Annotated in this window: 10 protein-coding genes; 9 read left to right on the forward strand and 1 reads right to left on the reverse strand. The window is 51.3% G+C overall.

The window, feature by feature from the left end; all coding sequences use genetic code 11:
• Positions 1–49 precede the first annotated feature (49 nt).
• The 9 genes from HMPREF1212_RS06945 (at position 50) to HMPREF1212_RS06985 (ending at position 15983) form a co-directional block, all read left to right on the forward strand.
• Complete coding sequence (locus HMPREF1212_RS06945; protein WP_232430051.1) at positions 50–2554, forward strand: carboxylesterase family protein; 2505 nt, start codon at positions 50–52, stop codon at positions 2552–2554.
• A gap of 280 nt (positions 2555–2834) precedes the next feature.
• Positions 2835–3857 (forward strand): sensor histidine kinase, encoded by a 1023-nt coding sequence (locus HMPREF1212_RS06950; RefSeq protein WP_046148877.1) that lies wholly within the window; start codon positions 2835–2837, stop codon positions 3855–3857.
• Positions 3858–3864: 7 nt separating this feature from the next.
• Positions 3865–4617 (forward strand): LytR/AlgR family response regulator transcription factor, encoded by a 753-nt coding sequence (locus tag HMPREF1212_RS06955; RefSeq protein ID WP_046148878.1) that lies wholly within the window; start codon positions 3865–3867, stop codon positions 4615–4617.
• Between the two features lie 110 nt (positions 4618–4727).
• Positions 4728–6212, forward strand: a complete 1485-nt coding sequence (locus tag HMPREF1212_RS06960; RefSeq protein WP_046148879.1) for a 4Fe-4S binding protein — start codon at positions 4728–4730, stop codon at positions 6210–6212.
• Positions 6213–6232: 20 nt separating this feature from the next.
• Positions 6233–7612 (forward strand): aldo/keto reductase, encoded by a 1380-nt coding sequence (locus tag HMPREF1212_RS06965; RefSeq protein WP_046148880.1) that lies wholly within the window; start codon positions 6233–6235, stop codon positions 7610–7612.
• Between the two features lie 205 nt (positions 7613–7817).
• Positions 7818–8219: a nickel-responsive transcriptional regulator NikR gene (nikR, locus tag HMPREF1212_RS06970; RefSeq protein WP_028728519.1), complete on the forward strand. Its 402-nt coding sequence runs from the start codon at positions 7818–7820 to the stop codon at positions 8217–8219.
• A 93-nt stretch (positions 8220–8312) separates the two neighbouring features.
• Complete coding sequence (locus HMPREF1212_RS06975; protein ID WP_046148881.1) at positions 8313–10232, forward strand: TonB-dependent receptor plug domain-containing protein; 1920 nt, start codon at positions 8313–8315, stop codon at positions 10230–10232.
• Positions 10233–10571: 339 nt separating this feature from the next.
• The gene (locus HMPREF1212_RS06980) at positions 10572–14900 is read left to right on the forward strand and encodes a T9SS type A sorting domain-containing protein (protein ID WP_052724932.1); all 4329 of its coding nucleotides are present in this window, start codon (positions 10572–10574) and stop codon (positions 14898–14900) included.
• A 12-nt stretch (positions 14901–14912) separates the two neighbouring features.
• On the forward strand, positions 14913–15983 hold the full coding sequence (locus tag HMPREF1212_RS06985; RefSeq protein WP_046148882.1) for an outer membrane beta-barrel protein: 1071 nt from the start codon (positions 14913–14915) through the stop codon (positions 15981–15983).
• Positions 15984–16184: 201 nt separating this feature from the next.
• On the opposite strand, the gene HMPREF1212_RS06990 is transcribed toward HMPREF1212_RS06985, so the two are convergent.
• On the reverse strand, positions 16185–18497 hold the full coding sequence (locus HMPREF1212_RS06990; protein WP_046148883.1) for a cation:proton antiporter: 2313 nt from the start codon (positions 18495–18497) through the stop codon (positions 16185–16187).
• Between the last annotated feature and the right edge of the window lie 6 nt (positions 18498–18503).

Genomic DNA, 18503 nt, shown 5'->3' on the forward strand with positions numbered 1-18503 from the left:
CCCTCTTTTCCCCTTCCCGAATAATTCTTAAACCACTAAATTATATCACATGAAGAAAATGTACATTATGGTTGCTGCCGGGCTTTTTATGAGCATGACCCCGCTACTGGCGCAACAAACGACAGGGAATATCGTCGAATACTTTGGCAAAGAGAGAGTGGAACGTGTGGATGAAGGCATTATCCTTCATGCCTTCAAGCAGGGATATTTTGTCCCGGTAACAGCCCCTTCAGGTTATTTATTTGCCACTTCGGATGGCCTTGCGTGGGAAATCGCAACAGGCAAATTCCGTACCCCTACGGAAAAAGACCTGACTGCAACGAACTATGGGCGTACCCGGGAGGCGGTACAATGGACGCCGATCACAGCCGACTCGACCGGCAAGTTTGCCAACCGTGCCTTACGTCGCGCCTATGTTTATACGGGTTATGAGGCCGATAAACCGCAGGTGGCCCTGTTGGAGTCGAGCGGAAACACCCGTACTTTTATCAATGGCATGCCCCACGAAGGCGATCATTATGATTTTGCCTATACGCTGATCCCCTTTCATTTGCAAAAGGGAAATAACGAATTTATCTTCACCCCGGGACGTTTCGGACGGGTCGAAGCTAAGTTGATCATCCCGTCTAAACCGGTGATGTTCACGAAAAGAGACATGACCCTTCCTGATATCATCAACGGGGAAGCAGGGGAGAAATGGGCGGCTATCCGTGTTGTCAATGCACAGGAAAAAAGCCTTTCCGGATTAAAGATACAATGTAAGTTGGAAAGTGGCGAGACGGCTACCGTGGCTACCGACGATATTATGCCGATGATGGTTCGTAAGCTTAAGTTCCGTATCCCGGCAGCTACCTCAACCAAAAAGGGAGAGACGAAAGCGACTGTAACTCTCCTGGATAAATCCGGAAAGGAGATTGACCGCGCGGAAATCGCATTACAGCAAAAGGATGCTTCCTCTATACATGAACGTACGTTTATCAGTAACGTAGACGGCAGTGTGCAATATTACAGCGTAACCCCGTCTACTACGCAGGCTGATAACCAGGCATTGTTCCTGTCTGTTCATGGAGCCTCTGTTGAAGCACGCAACCAGGCCCGTGCCTATGCGCCGAAAGACTGGGGGCATATCGTGGCTCCGACCAACCGCCGCCCGTTCGGTTTCAACTGGGAAGAGTGGGGACGTATCGATGCGCTGGAAGTTCTGGCGGAAGCCGAACAAGTATTTAAAACCGATCCGTCGCACACCTACCTGACCGGCCATTCGATGGGTGGACACGGTACCTGGTTCCTGGGCGTTACCTATCCCGACCGTTTTGCGGCGATCGCTCCCTGTGCCAGTTATCCGGATATCGCCCGTTACTCGCGGCGGAATGCCGACGCAGCCAATGCCGGCGAGAAACATTTCGATATGATCTGTCAGGCTGCCAATGCCGGACGTACACTGGATTTGAAAAAGAACTTCCTTCAATCGGGTATCTATATCCTTCATGGTGACTCGGATAATGTAGTCCCCATCCAGCAGGTACGCCAGATGCGGGAGATATTAGGCACATTCCATCCGGACTTCTGTTATTACGAATATCCGGGCGGTTCACACTGGTACAGCAACGAGAGTGTGGACTGGAAACCTATTTTCGATTATTTCCGTTGGCATAAAGTCCCGGCTGCGGACGAAGTGAAGCAACTGGAGTTCTATACCGCTTCTCCGGCTATCTCGGCCAAAGATTACTGGGTAACCGTCAACCAGCAGGATACGGCGTATGCCTTTTCTTCCGTTTCTTTCAAACAGACAGGGAAAGGCCTTGAAGGAACAACCTCGAATGTGGCTTCCCTTACATTTGATCTGCCCGCATTGAAGCTGTCGGAAGATGCTACTATAACGATCGATAACGAAACACTTCGGGCAGATGGTGGCAAATCGGCCGTTTTGAAAAAGGCTTCCGGTAAATGGGCTTTGGTGGACGAGGTTCCGGCAACGGAGAAATATCCCTCGCGTTATGGTGGTTTCAAACAGGCTTTCGACAATAAGGTGGTCTTTGTATATGCAACCGGAGGAAATAAGGAAGAAAACGCGTGGTATCAGAACAAAGCTCGTTTCGACGCTGAAACATTCCTTTACAGGGGCAACGGTTCTATCGACGTTATTTCCGACCGGGAATTTATTCCGTCTGTCTATGCCGACCGCAATGTTGTGCTTTACGGCAATGCGAGCAATAACAAAGCATGGAACAAACTCCTGAAGAATGCCCCTGTGCAGGTTCTGAAAGGTGAAATCCGTATGGGAGATAAGGTGCTGAAGGGCAACGACCTGGGTACTTATTTCGTCTATCCCCGTCCTGACAGTCGTACGGCCAGTGTAGGCGTGGTGGCCGGAACGGGTATCGAAGGAATGAAAGCTACTTATCCGAATGATTATATCTCCGGTATCACCGGTTATCCTGATTTACTAATATTCAACGTAGATGTGTTGAAAGAAGGTATTCGTGGAGTTGAGGTATCAGGTTTCTTCGGCAACGACTGGAGTGTGGAAAATGGTTATTTTATAACTGAATAAAGAGGCTTCCGGCAGGGTGCGGCAGCCTTTTTCCGAGGGATGCGGCACCCTTCCTCGGACACCTGCGGCACCTCTCTCCGGATATCTGCAGCAGATGTCTCCGAGTATCTGCGGCAGATGTCAGAGGACACCTGCGGCAGATGTCGAAAGGTCGCCGCCGGAGATCCCGGAGAGCGACTTTGAGCCCTTTTCGTTTTTAAGTCCCTTTTTTTCGCTTTCCCTCTCTGGGACTGTGAAGTAACGATTATTTTGTTTTTCTTTGTCCAGGAAATAAGATGCTATGGACTCGTTCGATATTTATATAACCCGTAGACTTACGCTGGTCAGCCTGATCAGTACGGTTTTTATTGTCTATCCCAATATAGCCTGCATCCCCTGGGAATTGAAATATATAAAAGGGACAGACCTTGTAGTTCTGTTATCCTTTTTCGTTTACCGTTTCTTTTTCTTCTGGGGATTGATCAGCCTGCTGATACGTTATAACCTGAAAAAGATGCCCGACGCTTTGTTCAAGCAACGGCTGATGCATAACTTCCTGTTCTCATTCATCGCTTATCTTCTTTATGCCTCTATCTCGTATGGAGTGTCTTCTATGGGGATTCGTACGGATGCGTTGGGAAGTATCCTGATTTTCCAGTTCTTTGTCACCTGCTTCCTTTGTACGTTTATCGGCTATATATCCATGTTGTATTCCGGACAGCGGGAGAAGGAACAAGAGATCGAGCGTCTGCGTTTTGAGAACCTGCAAAGCCGTTGTGATGCACTGGCGAACCAGATCAACCCGCACTTTTTCTTTAATTCGCTGAACGGTATCTCCGCATTGATCCGTAAGAAGAACGATGAAAAGACACTGATGTATGTGCATGAGTTGTCCGATACCTTCCGTTATATCCTTCAAAGCGACCGGAAAGGACTGGTCTCGCTGCGGGAAGAACTGGAGTTCGTACAGTCTTTCCAGTATGTCATGGAAGTACGCTTTGCCAACAAACTGGTCTTTTCGGTGGAGGTGGAAGAAGGGCAGCAGGATCTGTTGAGGTTGCCGGTTCTCTCTTTGCTGCCGTTGCTGGATAATGCGGTTGTCCATAACCAGATCGACAGCGAGCATAAGATGGAGGTTTCGATCGTGCTGAACGAACGGGGGGAACTGGTGGTTTCTAACCCGGTTTACCCGAAACTGTCTCCTTCCGACACGAACGGGACAGGGCTCAAGAACCTGGAAAGTCGTTTTACTTTGTTGATGAATAAACAGATCCGGATAGAATGCGATGAGGATATATTCCGGGTTTATCTCCCTTTAAAGTGATACAGCTATGAGAGTACTGATTGTAGAAGATGAAACAGCAGCTTATGAAAATTTAGTGGATATATTGAAAGAAGTCGCGCCCGATATCCGGATTGCGGGGAATACCGAAAGCGTGACCCAAACGATCCACTGGCTTCAAACGAACCCGGCACCGGAACTGATCTTTATGGATATCCACCTGTCGGACGGCTCGGCTTTCAATATTTTTGATAAGGTCGAGCTCGAAACGCCCATCGTGTTTACCACCGCTTACGACCGTTATGCCATCGAAGCCTTTAAGGTGAACAGTATCGATTACCTGCTGAAACCCATCAAGGTGGAAGATATCAAACACGCCCTGGATAAGTATGGCAAGCTGAACCGGCAGGATCTCATCCAGTATCTGTCGCAGTTGACCCGTTTAGCACCTGCACCTAAGTATAAAGATAAATTCCTGTTACCATATAAGGACAAGTTGTTGCCGGTCAGCGTAAAAGATATCTCCTGTTTTTATACATCGGATAAAAATACGATCGTCTATTTGAAAGATGGCAGCAAGTATCCGTATTCCCGGACACTCGAACAAATAATGCCTTCCCTCGATCCGTCCGGTTTTACCCGGGCGAACAAACAGTTTATTCTCAACAGGGATAGCGTCACCAACATAACGATCTGGTTCGACAGCCGCTTGCTTATCACGCTGGATGTGGAAGTGCCGGAGCGTATTTATGTCAGCAAAAACAAAGCGGCTGAATTTAAGTCGTGGCTGGTGAGCGATTAAGGCCTATTCGCGATCATTCCCTTTTTTTTCGTTTTGACGAAACAACCGTATCTTTTAAAGTAGAAATCCATCACCTTTGTAACCGTATTACTAACCAATAAAGAGATACAATGTTAAGAAAAATCAGACTGACAGCAGCCATAGTATGCTTCGTACTCATCACATTGTTGTTCCTCGACTTTACCGGGACATTGCATGGATGGTTCGGATGGCTGGCAAAGATCCAGTTCCTACCTGCCGTGTTGGCATTGAATGTGGGTGTCGTATTGTTTTTAGTTCTTCTGACCCTGGCTTTCGGACGTATTTACTGCTCGGTGATCTGTCCGCTGGGTGTTTTCCAGGATGTTATCGCGCGGGTCGGCAGGAGAGGGAAGAAGCTTCCCTATTCTTATTCGCCGGCACTATCCTGGTTGCGTTACGGAATACTGGCCGTTTTTATCCTGGCCTTGGTGGCGGGGATCGGTTCCCTGGTCGCTTTGCTCGCTCCTTACAGCGCGTATGGGCGTATCGCTAATAACCTGTTTCAGCCGCTTTGGATGTGGGGCAACAATCTGCTGGCCTATCTGGCGGCGCGTATGGAGAGTTATGCCTTTTATGAGGTAGACGTATGGATGAAGAGCCTTCCGACCTTCCTTGTCGCCCTGGCTACAACGGTGGTGCTGATCGTATTAGCGTGGCGCAACGGACGTACCTATTGCAATACGATCTGTCCGGTGGGAACAGTGCTGGGTTTCATCTCCCGCTTTTCCCTCTACCGTATCACGATAGATACGGATAAATGTAACGGTTGCGGCCTTTGTGCCCGCCAATGTAAAGCAGCCTGTATCGACAGCAAAGAGCATAAAGTGGACGGTAGCCGTTGTGTGGCCTGCATGAACTGCCTCGAAGTTTGCCGTAAGGATGCCCTTCGCTATGCCCCGGTATGGAAAACAAAGAAACAGGCTAACCTTTCCCGTCGCCGGGCTTTGTCGGCCACTGCCCTGGTTGTGCTGGGCGGTACCTTGAAGGCACAGGAAAAGAAGGTGGAAGAGGTCATTATGAAAAGAGACGGCGGACTGGCTCCGATAAAAGAACGGAAAGAAACGGAGCGTCTGACGGCTATTGTCCCCCCCGGCGCACAAAGCATACAGAATATGAGGCATCATTGCACAGCCTGCCAGCTCTGTATCTCGGTTTGTCCGAATCATGTCTTGCGTCCTTCCGGTGGTTTGATGACTTTGATGCAGCCGGAAATGTCGTACGAACGTGGTTACTGCCGCCCCGAGTGTACAAAATGCTCCGAGGTCTGTCCGGCAGGAGCCATCACATTGATAACGAAAGCAGATAAATCGTCTGTCCAGATCGGTCATGCCGTGTGGGTGAAAGCGAATTGCATCCCGCTGACCGACGGTGTCGAGTGCGGTAACTGTTCCCGCCATTGTCCGACGAATGCCATAGAGATGGTCGCCTCTGATCCGGATGATCCGAAATCCCTGAAGATACCGGTCGTTAACACCGAACGCTGCATCGGTTGTGGAGCCTGTGAGAACCTCTGTCCTTCGCGCCCGTTTACGGCCATCTATGTGGAAGGGCATGAAAGACACCGAATTATATAATCCGTTTAAAGAATAGACCTATGAAAGATCAACATATCAACCGCCGCGATTTTCTGAATATCGTAGGTATCACGGCTGCCACTACGACCGCCGCACTTTATGGCTGCGCCCCGAAAGACCCGAAAGGTTCCGGTAGCAAAGCCGCTTCGCCTGTTCCGACCGACCAGATGACCTACCGTACTTTCCCGGAGCTGGGGGATAAGGTTTCCCTGCTGGGTTACGGCTGTATGCGCTGGCCCACTATCCCTTCGCCCGATGGGAAAGGGGATCTGATCGACCAGGATGCCGTCAACGAACTGGTAGACTATGCCATCGCCCACGGCGTGAACTATTTCGACACGTCGCCCGTCTATGTGCAGGGCTGGTCGGAAAAGGCCACCGGGATTGCGCTTAGCCGCCATCCGCGGGAGTCGTATTACCTGGCAACCAAGCTGTCTAATTTCTCGAACTATACACGTGAAAACTCGATGGCCATGTACCGCCGGTCGTTTAGTGAACTGCAAACGGATTATCTCGATTACTATCTGCTCCACTCCATCGGAGGCGGGCAGGGAATGAAGACGTTCAACGATCGCTATGTCGATAACGGAATGCTGGACTTCCTGCTGAAAGAACGGGAAGCGGGACGCATCCGTCATCTGGGTTGGTCGTTCCACGGTACGTCGGATGTATTCGATGAAGTGCTGGCTATGCACGACACCGTTCACTGGGACTTTGTACAGATACAGTTGAATTATGTCGACTGGCGTCATGCAACGGGACGGAATGTGAATGCCGAGTACCTCTATCAGGAGTTGGAAAAGCGGAATATCCCCGCAATTATCATGGAACCGTTGTTGGGAGGCCGCCTGTCGAATGTGCCGCAGCATATCGTTACCCGGTTGAAACAGCGCCGCCCCGAAGATAGTGTCGCCTCATGGGCTTTCCGTTTTGCCGGTTCGCCGGAGTTGGTGCTGACGGCGTTGAGCGGTATGACCTATATGGAACATTTGCAGGATAACATCCGTACTTATTCCCCGCTCATACCGTTGACCGATGAAGATAAGGACTTCCTGGAAGAGACGGCGCAGCTGATGATCAAATATCCGACAGTCCCCTGCAACGACTGCAAATATTGTATGCCGTGCCCGTATGCGATAGATATTCCGGCCGTGCTTCTTCATTATAACAAATGTGTGAACGAAGGGAATGTACCGAAGAGCCGGATGGATGAAAACTACCGCGAAGCCCGCCGTGCCTTCCTGGTCGGTTACGACCGTAGCGTGCCGAAACTGCGGCAGGCAGACCATTGTGTCGGTTGCGACCAGTGCAACGAACATTGCCCGCAAGCGATCGACATACCGAAAGAGTTGCGCCGCATCGACCAGTTCGTCGAACAATTGAAACAGGAGACGCTGTGAGACTGGTAATCCGGGTTGGAAAATATTTTATGGTTTCCGTACGTGAGCCTTGGTTTATATCGATCGGGTATAAACCAAGATTCACCGGATCTGTAATTAAGGTAATATTATCTGTAATTTATATTACGCTTTTTCTTTTTAATCCATTTACCTTTGTATCGGTAATAAATAGTATATTTACCGCCTAAATAGAATGCAAAATCGTATGGCAATAAAACGTTTTGGTGTCTCCCTGGAAGACAATCTGCTGGAATCGCTCGATCAGTATGTGAACGAGAATGGCTTCGCCAACCGCTCGCAGGCTATCCGTTTCCTGATAGAGAAGAACGTGGCGGAGAAGAAATGGCAATGCAACCATATCGTGGCCGGTACCATTATTATAATGTACGACCAGGAAAAGAAAGCGATCGCCTCTAAGATTGTCAGTATCGAGCAGGACTATCAGGACGTTATCCTGTCGTCTTCCCAGTATTATGTCAACCGGCATTTTTGTCTGCATATCGAAACGGTGATGGGTACTGCCCACCGCCTCACCGAACTGGCCGATAAACTGACCGCTATCAAGGGAATAAAACACGGAAAACTGGTGATGAGCCGGGCGGATTGAGCCTATTTTTTTATCCCTATGGTAACACGTTTTCAAAGAATGGTGTTACCTTTTGAGCAAAAGCAAATAACAAATTATTATACAAGTTGAATTATGAAGAAAGGATTTTTACTTATTTCGGGCTTATTGGTCACTACGGTTGCTTACTCTTCCGTGCCGGTTGAGCCCGTTGAACCGCTGGGAATAGACAGCCTGATCAACCTTCAAGGCGTTGTCGTCTCGGCTAATAAGATACAAGTGAACCGCAACAGCGTGCCGCTCTCCATATCCGTGATCGACAGGGAGGAGATCGAAGCCAGCAGCGAGTCGGCACTCCTTCCGGTACTCTCGCAGCGTGTCCCCGGATTGTTCGTCACCCAGAAAGGGATCACCGGCTTCGGGGTGAACGACGGGTCGGCCGGAACCGTCAACATCCGCGGGGTGGGACAGGGAAACAAAGTACTCATGCTCTTCGACGGACAGCCGCAGTGGGCGGGGATCTTCGGACATGCTTTGCCTGACACCTACGTGGCTTCCGACGTCGAACGCGTGGAAGTGATCCGTGGCCCGGGCTCCCTGATGTATGGCTCGAACGCGATGGGAGGGGTAGTCAACATCATCACCCGCCATCATAAGCAGGAAGGACGCCGCACGCAGGCCCGTATCATGTATGGCTCGTACAATACCCAGAAATACATGGTGAACAACGGCTACAATATCGGCAACTTCAGCAGCTTTATCTCCCTCAACCACGACCGTACCGATGGCCATCGTCCGAACTCCAAGTTCCACATCACCAACGGTTTCGCGAACCTGGGCTATAAGATCAACGAACACTACAGAGTGACCGGCGACCTGAGCCTGGCCAAGTTCAAGACCCAAAATCCGGGCGAGATCGATGCTCCTGTGCTCGATTATCTCGTGGATGTGTTGCGCGGTACCACCTCTTTTGCCCTCGAGAACCACCACGAAAAGACAAGCGGTGCCTTGCGTGTCTTCTACAACTGGGGTAACCACGAGGTCAACGACGGCTACGAACCGGGAGGTACCCCGCGCTCTTACCTCTTCCGCTCGGACGACCATAACACGGGCGTCCTGCTCTATCAGTCGTTCCGCCTGGTGGAAGGGAACACCTTCACGGCCGGTATCGACTACAAGAACTGGGGAGGCCATGCCTGGCAGGATAGTATCAACAATAATAAAAATGAACTTATCGATAAATCGGTTAATGAGATTGCCGGGTATGTAATCATGCAGCAGGACTTGTTCGACATGCTAAGCATCAACGCCGGCGTGCGTTACGAGCATAACAGCGTATTTGGTGGCGAATGGGTTCCGCAGGCAGGTCTTACTTTTCGTCCACTTGAAGGAAATGTGATCCGTGCCTCTTTCTCGAAAGGTTTCCGTAGTCCGAATATTCGGGAAATGTATATGTGGGGAGCTGCTAATGCAGATTTGAAGCCGGAGAATATGTTGAATTATGAAGTAGCTGTCGGCCAGTCTTTCCTCGACGGCCGCCTGTACGGGGAGGTGACGGCTTTCTTTATCGACGGTAAGAACATGATTGAGTCGGTTCGGGTGAATCCCGCGAGCCAATTCCCTCAGGAAAACCGCAACGTCGGCACCTTCACCAACAAGGGGATCGAGCTGGAGGGACGTTATCAGATACTCCGCAACCTCAGCATGGATATGAATTACAGCTACCTGCACACCAGCAAGCCGCTTCTGGCTGCCCCGGCTCACAAACTGAACGTCGGTGCCACTTATTCCCCCGGCCGTTTCACCTTTAATGCGAACGTGCAATCCGTTTACGACCTGTATGTCCGCCTGGAAAATCCGGCAAACAAAATCTCCGAAGTGAAGGAGAACTACACCGTCCTTAACGCCCGGGCTGCCTATCGCTTCGGTTCGCGCGACAAAGGGCTGAACCTCTTCGTCAAAGGAGAGAACCTGACCGCTACCCGTTACACCATCAATTATGGCTTCCCGATGCCGAAAGCCGTGTTCATGGGAGGGATCGATGTGACGTTCTAAGTGATAGAGTAAATAGGATATCTGCAAAGAGACTGCTTTGAAAAAGGCAGTCTCTTTTTGTTTTCCGTCGTCTTTTATGAGTTTTTGTTAAATAGGTTGAAAATTTAACTAGTATGAAATTTACATTTTGTTCGTTTTGTAAAGGGGGATGACGGAAATGTTTACCGTATAGCTTATGTATTTCAAAGCTGAGTTAATCTGTTTAAATTAACTACCACACCTCATCCTAATTTGTAAATTTGCGCCAGTCGGATAATAGATTTTAACTGTCTGGGAAAGGAAAGAACCCCTTTTTTCTGGGAGAACGATATTTTATAGAACTTTATTTTATTTAGAATTATGAGTGAGAATGCTACAGTGTTAGTAACTGGCGGTAGGCCGGTCGGGTTTGTTAGACCTCGTGTCTATAACTACAGAAGCAAACCTATTGTTTTGTTTTTTGCCTTGTTCTTATTGATACTATTTCCCGCTAAGTCGCTAGCGGCGGATGTAGAAGTCGGAACGGTTGGAGAATTGCAGGATGCGGTGACCAATGCTAGTGAAGGGGATGTTATCACATTATCAAACAGCTTTGTATTTGGTGAGGTATCGCTTTTGATGCCTACCGTCAACGTTACGATCGACGGAGGGGATAAGGTGTGGAATATAGGGACTTTCCGTATCTCCGGTGCCGGAGATAAGACCCTGACAATTAAAAACCTGAAGGTGGATGGTGCCACAGCAACGAAACGGTTGCTTTATAGCACGGCAACCAACGGTAAGCTGGTGCTGGAGAGGATGGAATTTTACAACTCTTCGTTCGGGGCCTTGGATATGGGCACTGGGGTAGATGCCTCTACGGTTGTTTCCTATACGAGGATATACAATAATACGGCAAATAACACCGCCCCGGCCGTTTGGGTGTCCGGTTATTCGAAGGTGGCGATCAACAATTGCACCATCGAGAACAACATCGGTACGGGTGCGGGCTACGAATGTGGAGCTATCGGCTCGAAAAACTATCTGGGGACACTTGAGCTTAACAACACTATCTTGCGAAAAAATGTGAACAAGTGTCTGCTTTCCGGCCCCTTTGGAGGTGGTGGCGGTGCCATGTCGATGCATTATTTCTACGGAAACCTGACTATAAACGAATGCCTTTTCCAACAGAATGAAACGAACGGGGCAGACGGAAATGTACAAAATACCTTTGACGGCGGAGCAATCTATATAATCGATGGTGGAGGAAGTACCTACGGCGCGTCATTAAATATCAACAAAACGACCTTCGACAGCAACCTGGCTTACGACGATGGCGGCGCCATGATGATACAGGTGACCGGGACAGTGGGCATGACGACCAATATAACCAGCTGCACGTTCTACAACAACCGAGCATACGGGTTGGACGGTGCAAACGTTACCGGAGGAGCTATCCAGTTCTTCCTGAACGGCGGTAGCAGTAAAATGAGCAACATCCTGACAAATTGTACTTTTGTGGATAATGTATCGGGTAACGAAAATTCGAAAGTAGACCAGCGTGGAGGAGCGATAGGCCTGAGCGGAAACAGCTCATGGGGTATCGTGGCTTCCGTTACGAACAACGGCTCTTTGTATATGGGGAATAAGGTCTATAATTCAAGCGGTGTGCTGAACACTGCAAGCACCTATAAAGATATTTCCAATTCGACAACCGTCGCGGCGGGAACAAGAAACGTGCTCAACGCCGACAGAGGCGATACTCCGGCCTATACCGTCGACGATGTGCTGGGAAAGAACTATAAATTCTCCGCTAACCTCACCGGTGTAAAGGCCGGTGTGAAAGACGAAATCGTGAAAACCGTCCCCATCAAGCCGGAAGGTATTGCCGACAACTCCTACAACTACTCGGCAACACTCCCTACGACCGACCAGCGGAATTTCAAAAACTTCAAAGACCAGGGCGCAATAGAGATGTCGTGGGTAAAGTATAATTCCAACGGCGGAACATTCGGTTTGCCCCCCCAGACGGAATACGTGGGCGAGGTCTATTACGAAGCCGGTTCCGACAATAAGGCAACCAATTACTACACGATCGGCACGATCGACGGGAAAACCACGGTTGTAGATGGCAAGACCACCCTGAAGGCGACCCACGCCACGAAAAGTTTCCTGGGTTGGGCGCTGACCGACGACGCAACCGAGCCAAATGCCACTTACAAGGTGGGCAACAGCCTGACGTATGCTGAAGGGAACCTCACCCTATATGCTGTTTGGGGCGATGGCGGGAAAGTGGTCTACCACTCCAACTTCGACCCGGATCAGACCCATGAAGTCTCTTATGACGGTGGAAACGTAACTACCGCCACTTACCCGGAAACCGGATTACCCAACCGTCCGAACCATATCTTCACCAAGTGGACAACGAACGCCGACGGCACCGGGACGACCTATCTACCGGGTTCTACTTTCACGGTGACGACGGCCACCGACCTCTATGCACAGTGGGAACCGAATACGACCCTTAAACTTCAATGGTCTGTCTCCAAGACAACTAACGAACTGCATGAGTTCAACGACGTACCTAATAACTCCACAACTACGGTGAAGGTGGGAACGCCTGTTTATGTGCAGATCAGGCCTGTATCGCTCGATCATATCGATTACGACACGTGGTCAATCGAATATGCGGCCACGCCTGCGGATTACCACTATCCGATGGATGCCCCAATCGCTAAAACCCTGCGCTACGACTTCAACAAGGGAGACGCCCACACGCTGGAGGGTACCTATTATTATAATGTCACCAAGTTGATCCTCTACAAAGCAGGTGCCGAAGTAGCCACCTACCTGTACCGTAACGCAAGCTGCACGCATAAGGTCATCATCGAGGACAACCCCGTCAAACCGGTTCCCGCCCTGCAATGGTCGGTTTCGACCGTCACCTACGAGCAGCCCTACTTCAAAGATGTGAACGACCAGGCGACCACTTCCGTGAATTACGGAACCCCCGTCTTTGTCCAGATCCGCCCGGTAGGACACGAAGGCCTCAACTTTGAACGCTGGGCTATCGAATACACCGTGACCCCGGCAGAGCACTATTACGGCATGAACCCGACGCTCAAAACCGAACGTCACAACTTCAACAACCGGGAAGCGCATACCGAAATCGGGACTTACATATATACTGTCACCAAACTGACGCTGTATGACCTCTACGGCAACCAGGTGGTCGAAACATACGACTACGCTACTTCCCCGTACCGTCACACCATCATTATCAAAGACGGTGAAGGCCCCGGCCCGGGCCCCGGAGGAGGCCTGCAATGGTCTGTCTCCACAACTTCGAACCAACTCGAAGATTTCCGCGACGTGGACAACCTGACAACGACGGCAGTGAACAAAGGCACGCCCGTCTACGTCCAGATCCGTCCGGTAGGTTTCAGCAACGTCACCTACGACCGCTGGGAGATCGAGTACACGGCCACGCCCGCCGACTACCATTATCCGCTGGATGAGGCCGTTGCCAAAACCGAACGCTACACCTTCAACAAAGGGGAAGCCCACACGCTCGTAGGCACTTACGTCTACACCGTCTACAAGCTGACCCTTTACAACGGTGAAAGCATCGCCACCGAGCACTACTATACCGAGCCGGCCTACGTCCACACCGTCATTATCCGCGACGGCGGCCTGATCGGCCTGGGCGACATCGCCCCGTATTGCGGGACGGAAAGCGAGTTCCGTATCCCCATCCAGTTGCTCGACCCGGACAATATCCTCGAATACGCTGTCCGCTTCTCCGACGAAGCGCAGCAGGCCGGCTTCAGGGATACGGACTACAAGGACGTGACGGCGAACTACCTGACCGTCCCCGTCAGCAACATCATCGCCAAAGGCATCTACTCCGGCAACGTTTACGTACGTAAGAAGAGCGATCCGGGACTGGTGGAAGTGCATCCTTTCGAGATCGAAGTGCTGCAAACCACCACGATCACCAAGCAGCCGCAGTCGGTGAAAGTCTGCGACGGCGACAACTTCGTGCTGAAAGTGGAAGCCATCGGCATCAACCTCAGCTACCAGTGGTTCTTCAACGAGGAAGCCATCCCGGGAGCAACGGCCGACACCTACGAGGCACCGCTGACCCCGCAGAACGAAGGCATCTACTACGTCGACGTCTACGGTGACTGCGGACTGGAAACCAGCCGCAAGGTAACCGTCGCCAAGAACGGCCTGCGCATCCAGATCAAATGGAACGACTTCATGTACATCACCAACCCGGACAACGAATATGTCCGCTTCCAGTGGTACAAAGACGGTCAGATGATCGAAAAGCATGCCAACTCGATCTACTATTCCGTGCCTGAAGGCCTGCTGGGAACTTACTGGATCCGCGCCTTCCGTGCCGACGAGACCTATATAGACAGTTGCCCGATCACGTTCGAGACGCTGACCCAGTTCCCCGTCACCCGCGTCTTCCCGGCTATGGTGAGCAAGAGCACCCCGATCACGGTGCAGACGGGAGCGCCCGGCGACGCACCCGGATCGGCCGTCGTGGAGGTGTACAACCTCAACGGCCAGCTTGTCAACCGCCAGGAGATGAACACCTGGGAGACAACGATCCCGACCGACATGGCTTCAGGGAGTTACATCGTGAAGGTAACGACCGAAGAAGGCAAGACAACAACCCATAAAATCATCATCAAATAAACGAATCCAAATATGACACACATGATATCCAATATAAGAAGCATCGTATTATCGCTGGCTGCCGGCTGCCTTGTAACGACCGTTTCCGCGCAGCAGGGAACGGGTAGCCGCGAACGCAACCGGTACGACGACCGCCGCCAACAGCCGCGTGAGTACCGCGAGTCGGAGCAGGACACCACGAAAAGGAAGACTTCCTACCTCACCGTTTCGGGCGGGGTGGGCTCCTCTTCCTTCCGTTACGACCTGAATTACCAGATTGAAGGTTTCCAGGAAAAAGGCAACCGTAACAGCAAGTTAGGCTACGAGATCGATATCCGTTACAGTTACTTCTTCAACCCGCACTGGGGCTTCGCAACGGGGGTAGGTATCTCCCGTTACGCCACCGTAGGCAAGTTGAAAGGTGATATGTCGGACGACAAGTACATGAAACTGGGCAACATGATCGACGACGACGATTTCTCCGGCCACCCGCGCGAGTTCGAACTGCGTGCCCGCCTGAAGAACCTGGAAGAGAAACAGACGGCTTTCCTGCTCGATATCCCCCTGATGGCCATGTACCAGACACGTTTCGGCGAGGAAGAAAAATGGGGCATGTACGCCGGCCTGGGCGTCAAGCTCCAGATACCCGTGCAGACGAAATACAAGGTGCAGGGCAATCCGACCAGCGAACTGAACATATCGGGTTACTACCCGCATATCCCTTCGGACGTGGGTTCGCCATCGGAATCGCCTGTCCCTCACCACGGCTTCGGCACGATCAGCGACCCCGGCCAGGAGCTGGGCTGGAAGGGCAAGAACAAATTGAAACTGGGTGTGGCGGGAACAGCCGAACTGGGCTTCCTCGTCGCCCTGGGTGAAGACACCGACCTGCTTCTGGGCGGGTATATCGACTACGGGTTCACGGACATGAAAAAGAAAAAAGACCAGGGCCTTTTATCCTCTCCGGCTTCATACCATCCGGAAGGAAACAAAACCGTTGGCCAGGGAATACCTTACAACGGCATGCTTAACTCAAATATTACTGATAAAGTCAAGGTAATGTCCTTTGGCGTAAAGCTAGGGTTTAGGTTTAAGTTGAATTGAGACTACTAGATGAATCCTTTAGAAAGAGAGGGGGAGGGCCGGGAGGTTCTCCCCTTTATCATATATCCACCCTCTCCCGAAGCATGTACCCTTTTCCGGAAGAGCCCGTATCCTTTCCAAAAAAAGGGTGCATCCTAATTGAAATTAGCATGCACCCTTTGTCATATCTTTTTTGTTGCCGTCGGGCAACCCGCTGTTTTCTTACGCTTCTTTCTCCTTCTTCTCCTTGTGGTTCAGTATCAGCGTCGAAGGCATCTTCTGCAAGGCTTCGCGGCGATGTTCGGAGACGTCGTTCCAACTCTCGTAGCTGATCAGCATGAAATTGTAGCTGCCGAAAATGGCGGCGGTCATGTCCTTGTCCGCCAGCAGGGAAGTCTGTTTGGTCGACTCCGTGAACTGGCTGATGGCATGGCGTATCTTCTCGTTGCCCGGCGTGGTGGAGCTGCTGCGGTCGAGGATGGCGGCCGATCCGTGCGTCGTCTTAAGCAAAGTTGCGGTATAGTCCAGGAGGAACAGGTCGTTCTCCGAGTCGATCACCACGATCACATTGCTGGCCTTCACGAAACCCCGGTTCACGAATACGCCCACGTCGCAATTGCTTTTCCCGATAAACATCTTCGTCTTGTCCTTCAGCAACGCACCCGGATAAAACCACGATTCGGGCGCCTTGAAACGTTTGAAGTACTTGTTGTAGAAAGAGGTGCGGTAACGGTTCGCCTCGATGTCGTCCGGCTGGTTGCTCATCGAGATGCCCGAGCCCACGAGCAAGAAGTCGAAGCCCTCGTTGTTGGCGATGTCGGTGATATCCTGTCCGGCGTTGTTCGACACCTCGTAGCGCGTATCGATGTTTACCCCCAGCTTTTTCGCCCCGTAGAGGATAGGGCCGAAACTCACTTCCTCGAAGTTATCGGTGTGGAGCGGGTTTACGTCCGACCCCACCGTCAGGTGCAACGCCGTAAGGTCTACCTGGTGCCGCTTATGGGCAAACATCTGATAGGCCACGTCGAGCATGATCTGTCCGTTTCCGGCACGCCCGAACGACAGCAACACCTTGAAAGTACCGTCGGCCACATCCACCGCCTTGTATTCCTTGATCTTCTCCCTCGTCTGGAAGCAGAACTTGATGAACGACACCAACGGGATGGTCATGAAGGTAGTCACCAACGTCATCAGCACCAACATCACGAAGATCGAAGGGGGAAGTATCTTCATTTCGTAGCCGATGGTGAGCACCACCAGCTCCATCAACCCGCGTGTATTCATCAACGCCCCGATATACAAGCTGTCTTTCCAGCTCTCTCCCACGAAACGGGCGGAAAACATCGCGCCGCCGAACTTACCGATGATGGCAACGATGATGAAGATCCCGCACATCCACCACAGCTCCGGGCTGTTGAGCAACCCGATCTCCGTGCGCAACCCTGTCGACACGAAGAACAACGGCAGGAAGAGTGCCAGCGACACGTCTTCCACCTTTTCCGTCATGATCTTGCGGAATTTCACGTTGCTGGGCATCACCACCCCCGCGATGAAGGCGCCGAACAGGGCGTGCAGCCCCAGCATTTCCGTCAGGTAAGCCGAGATAATCAGCAGGAGGAACATAAAAGCGACCAGACCTTTGTCGATCACTTCCTTATTATGATAGATATGCCCGATCATCCGCAGGAACGGACGCACGGCAAAGAACATGAAAGCGATGTAGATAACGGAGAAAAGAATATTGTAGACCGCACTCAGCATCGACCCGGCCTGTGCGATGGCAATCACGACGGCCAGCAGGCACCAGGCCGTGATGTCGCCGTTGGCCGCGCTGGCGAGCGAGATCGTCCCCAGATGCGTGCGCGTCAACCCCCGTTCCTGTATGATACGTGCCAGCACAGGGAAGGCGGTGATGCTCATGGCGATGCCGATGAACAGGGCAAAGGAGAGGAAAGGCGTGCTTTTATCGGCGTAGGTGTCGTAGACGAAGTAGGCGGTAAGCATCCCGCAGAAGAAGGGCACGATGGTACTCGTGTGGCTGATCAGGATCGTTTCCTTCAGCTTCTTCCGTACCTCGGTGATATCCAGCTCCATACCGATGGCAAACATAAAGAGGATCAGCCCGAACTGGCTCAGGATGGTGATGTTGGCCAACGACTCGATGGGGAAGAGGAACCCCGACACTTCGGGCATGATATGCCCCAGCACGGACGGCCCCAGCACGATACCGGCCACGATCTCGCCGATAACCGTCGGTTGCCCGATCTTCTGAAACAACCACCCGAACAGGCGGCAGGTAATCAATATCGTGATGATCTGCAACAACAGGATCCCGATTGGCGACTGGATATGGTGCTGCATCAGTTCCCAAAAAATGGAAAAACCTTCACCGAGGTCTTTAGGGGCGTCGTAGGCGGATGTCATGGCGCTTTCCAACTGTTGGCTCTCTCCTTCTTTGGCGACAAAATACATCAATGAACCGAATACAAGGATCATCACTACATAAAAGGTAATACTCTTTGTTCCTCTACTCATATGTTG

This window comes from Parabacteroides sp. HGS0025, from assembly GCF_000969845.1.
GTDB classification, from domain to species: Bacteria; Bacteroidota; Bacteroidia; order Bacteroidales; family Tannerellaceae; genus Parabacteroides; species Parabacteroides gordonii.

Coding starts and splice junctions, on each gene's coding strand:
- HMPREF1212_RS06950 (WP_046148877.1), top strand. CDS start 2,835: ATGGACTCGTTCGATATTTATATAACCCGTAGACTTACGCTGGTCAGC.
- HMPREF1212_RS06965 (WP_046148880.1), top strand. CDS start 6,233: ATGAAAGATCAACATATCAACCGCCGCGATTTTCTGAATATCGTAGGT.
- HMPREF1212_RS06990 (WP_046148883.1), bottom strand. CDS start 18,497: ATGAGTAGAGGAACAAAGAGTATTACCTTTTATGTAGTGATGATCCTT.
- HMPREF1212_RS06955 (WP_046148878.1), top strand. CDS start 3,865: ATGAGAGTACTGATTGTAGAAGATGAAACAGCAGCTTATGAAAATTTA.
- nikR (WP_028728519.1), top strand. CDS start 7,818: ATGGCAATAAAACGTTTTGGTGTCTCCCTGGAAGACAATCTGCTGGAA.
- HMPREF1212_RS06960 (WP_046148879.1), top strand. CDS start 4,728: ATGTTAAGAAAAATCAGACTGACAGCAGCCATAGTATGCTTCGTACTC.
- HMPREF1212_RS06980 (WP_052724932.1), top strand. CDS start 10,572: ATGAGTGAGAATGCTACAGTGTTAGTAACTGGCGGTAGGCCGGTCGGG.
- HMPREF1212_RS06945 (WP_232430051.1), top strand. CDS start 50: ATGAAGAAAATGTACATTATGGTTGCTGCCGGGCTTTTTATGAGCATG.
- HMPREF1212_RS06985 (WP_046148882.1), top strand. CDS start 14,913: ATGACACACATGATATCCAATATAAGAAGCATCGTATTATCGCTGGCT.
- HMPREF1212_RS06975 (WP_046148881.1), top strand. CDS start 8,313: ATGAAGAAAGGATTTTTACTTATTTCGGGCTTATTGGTCACTACGGTT.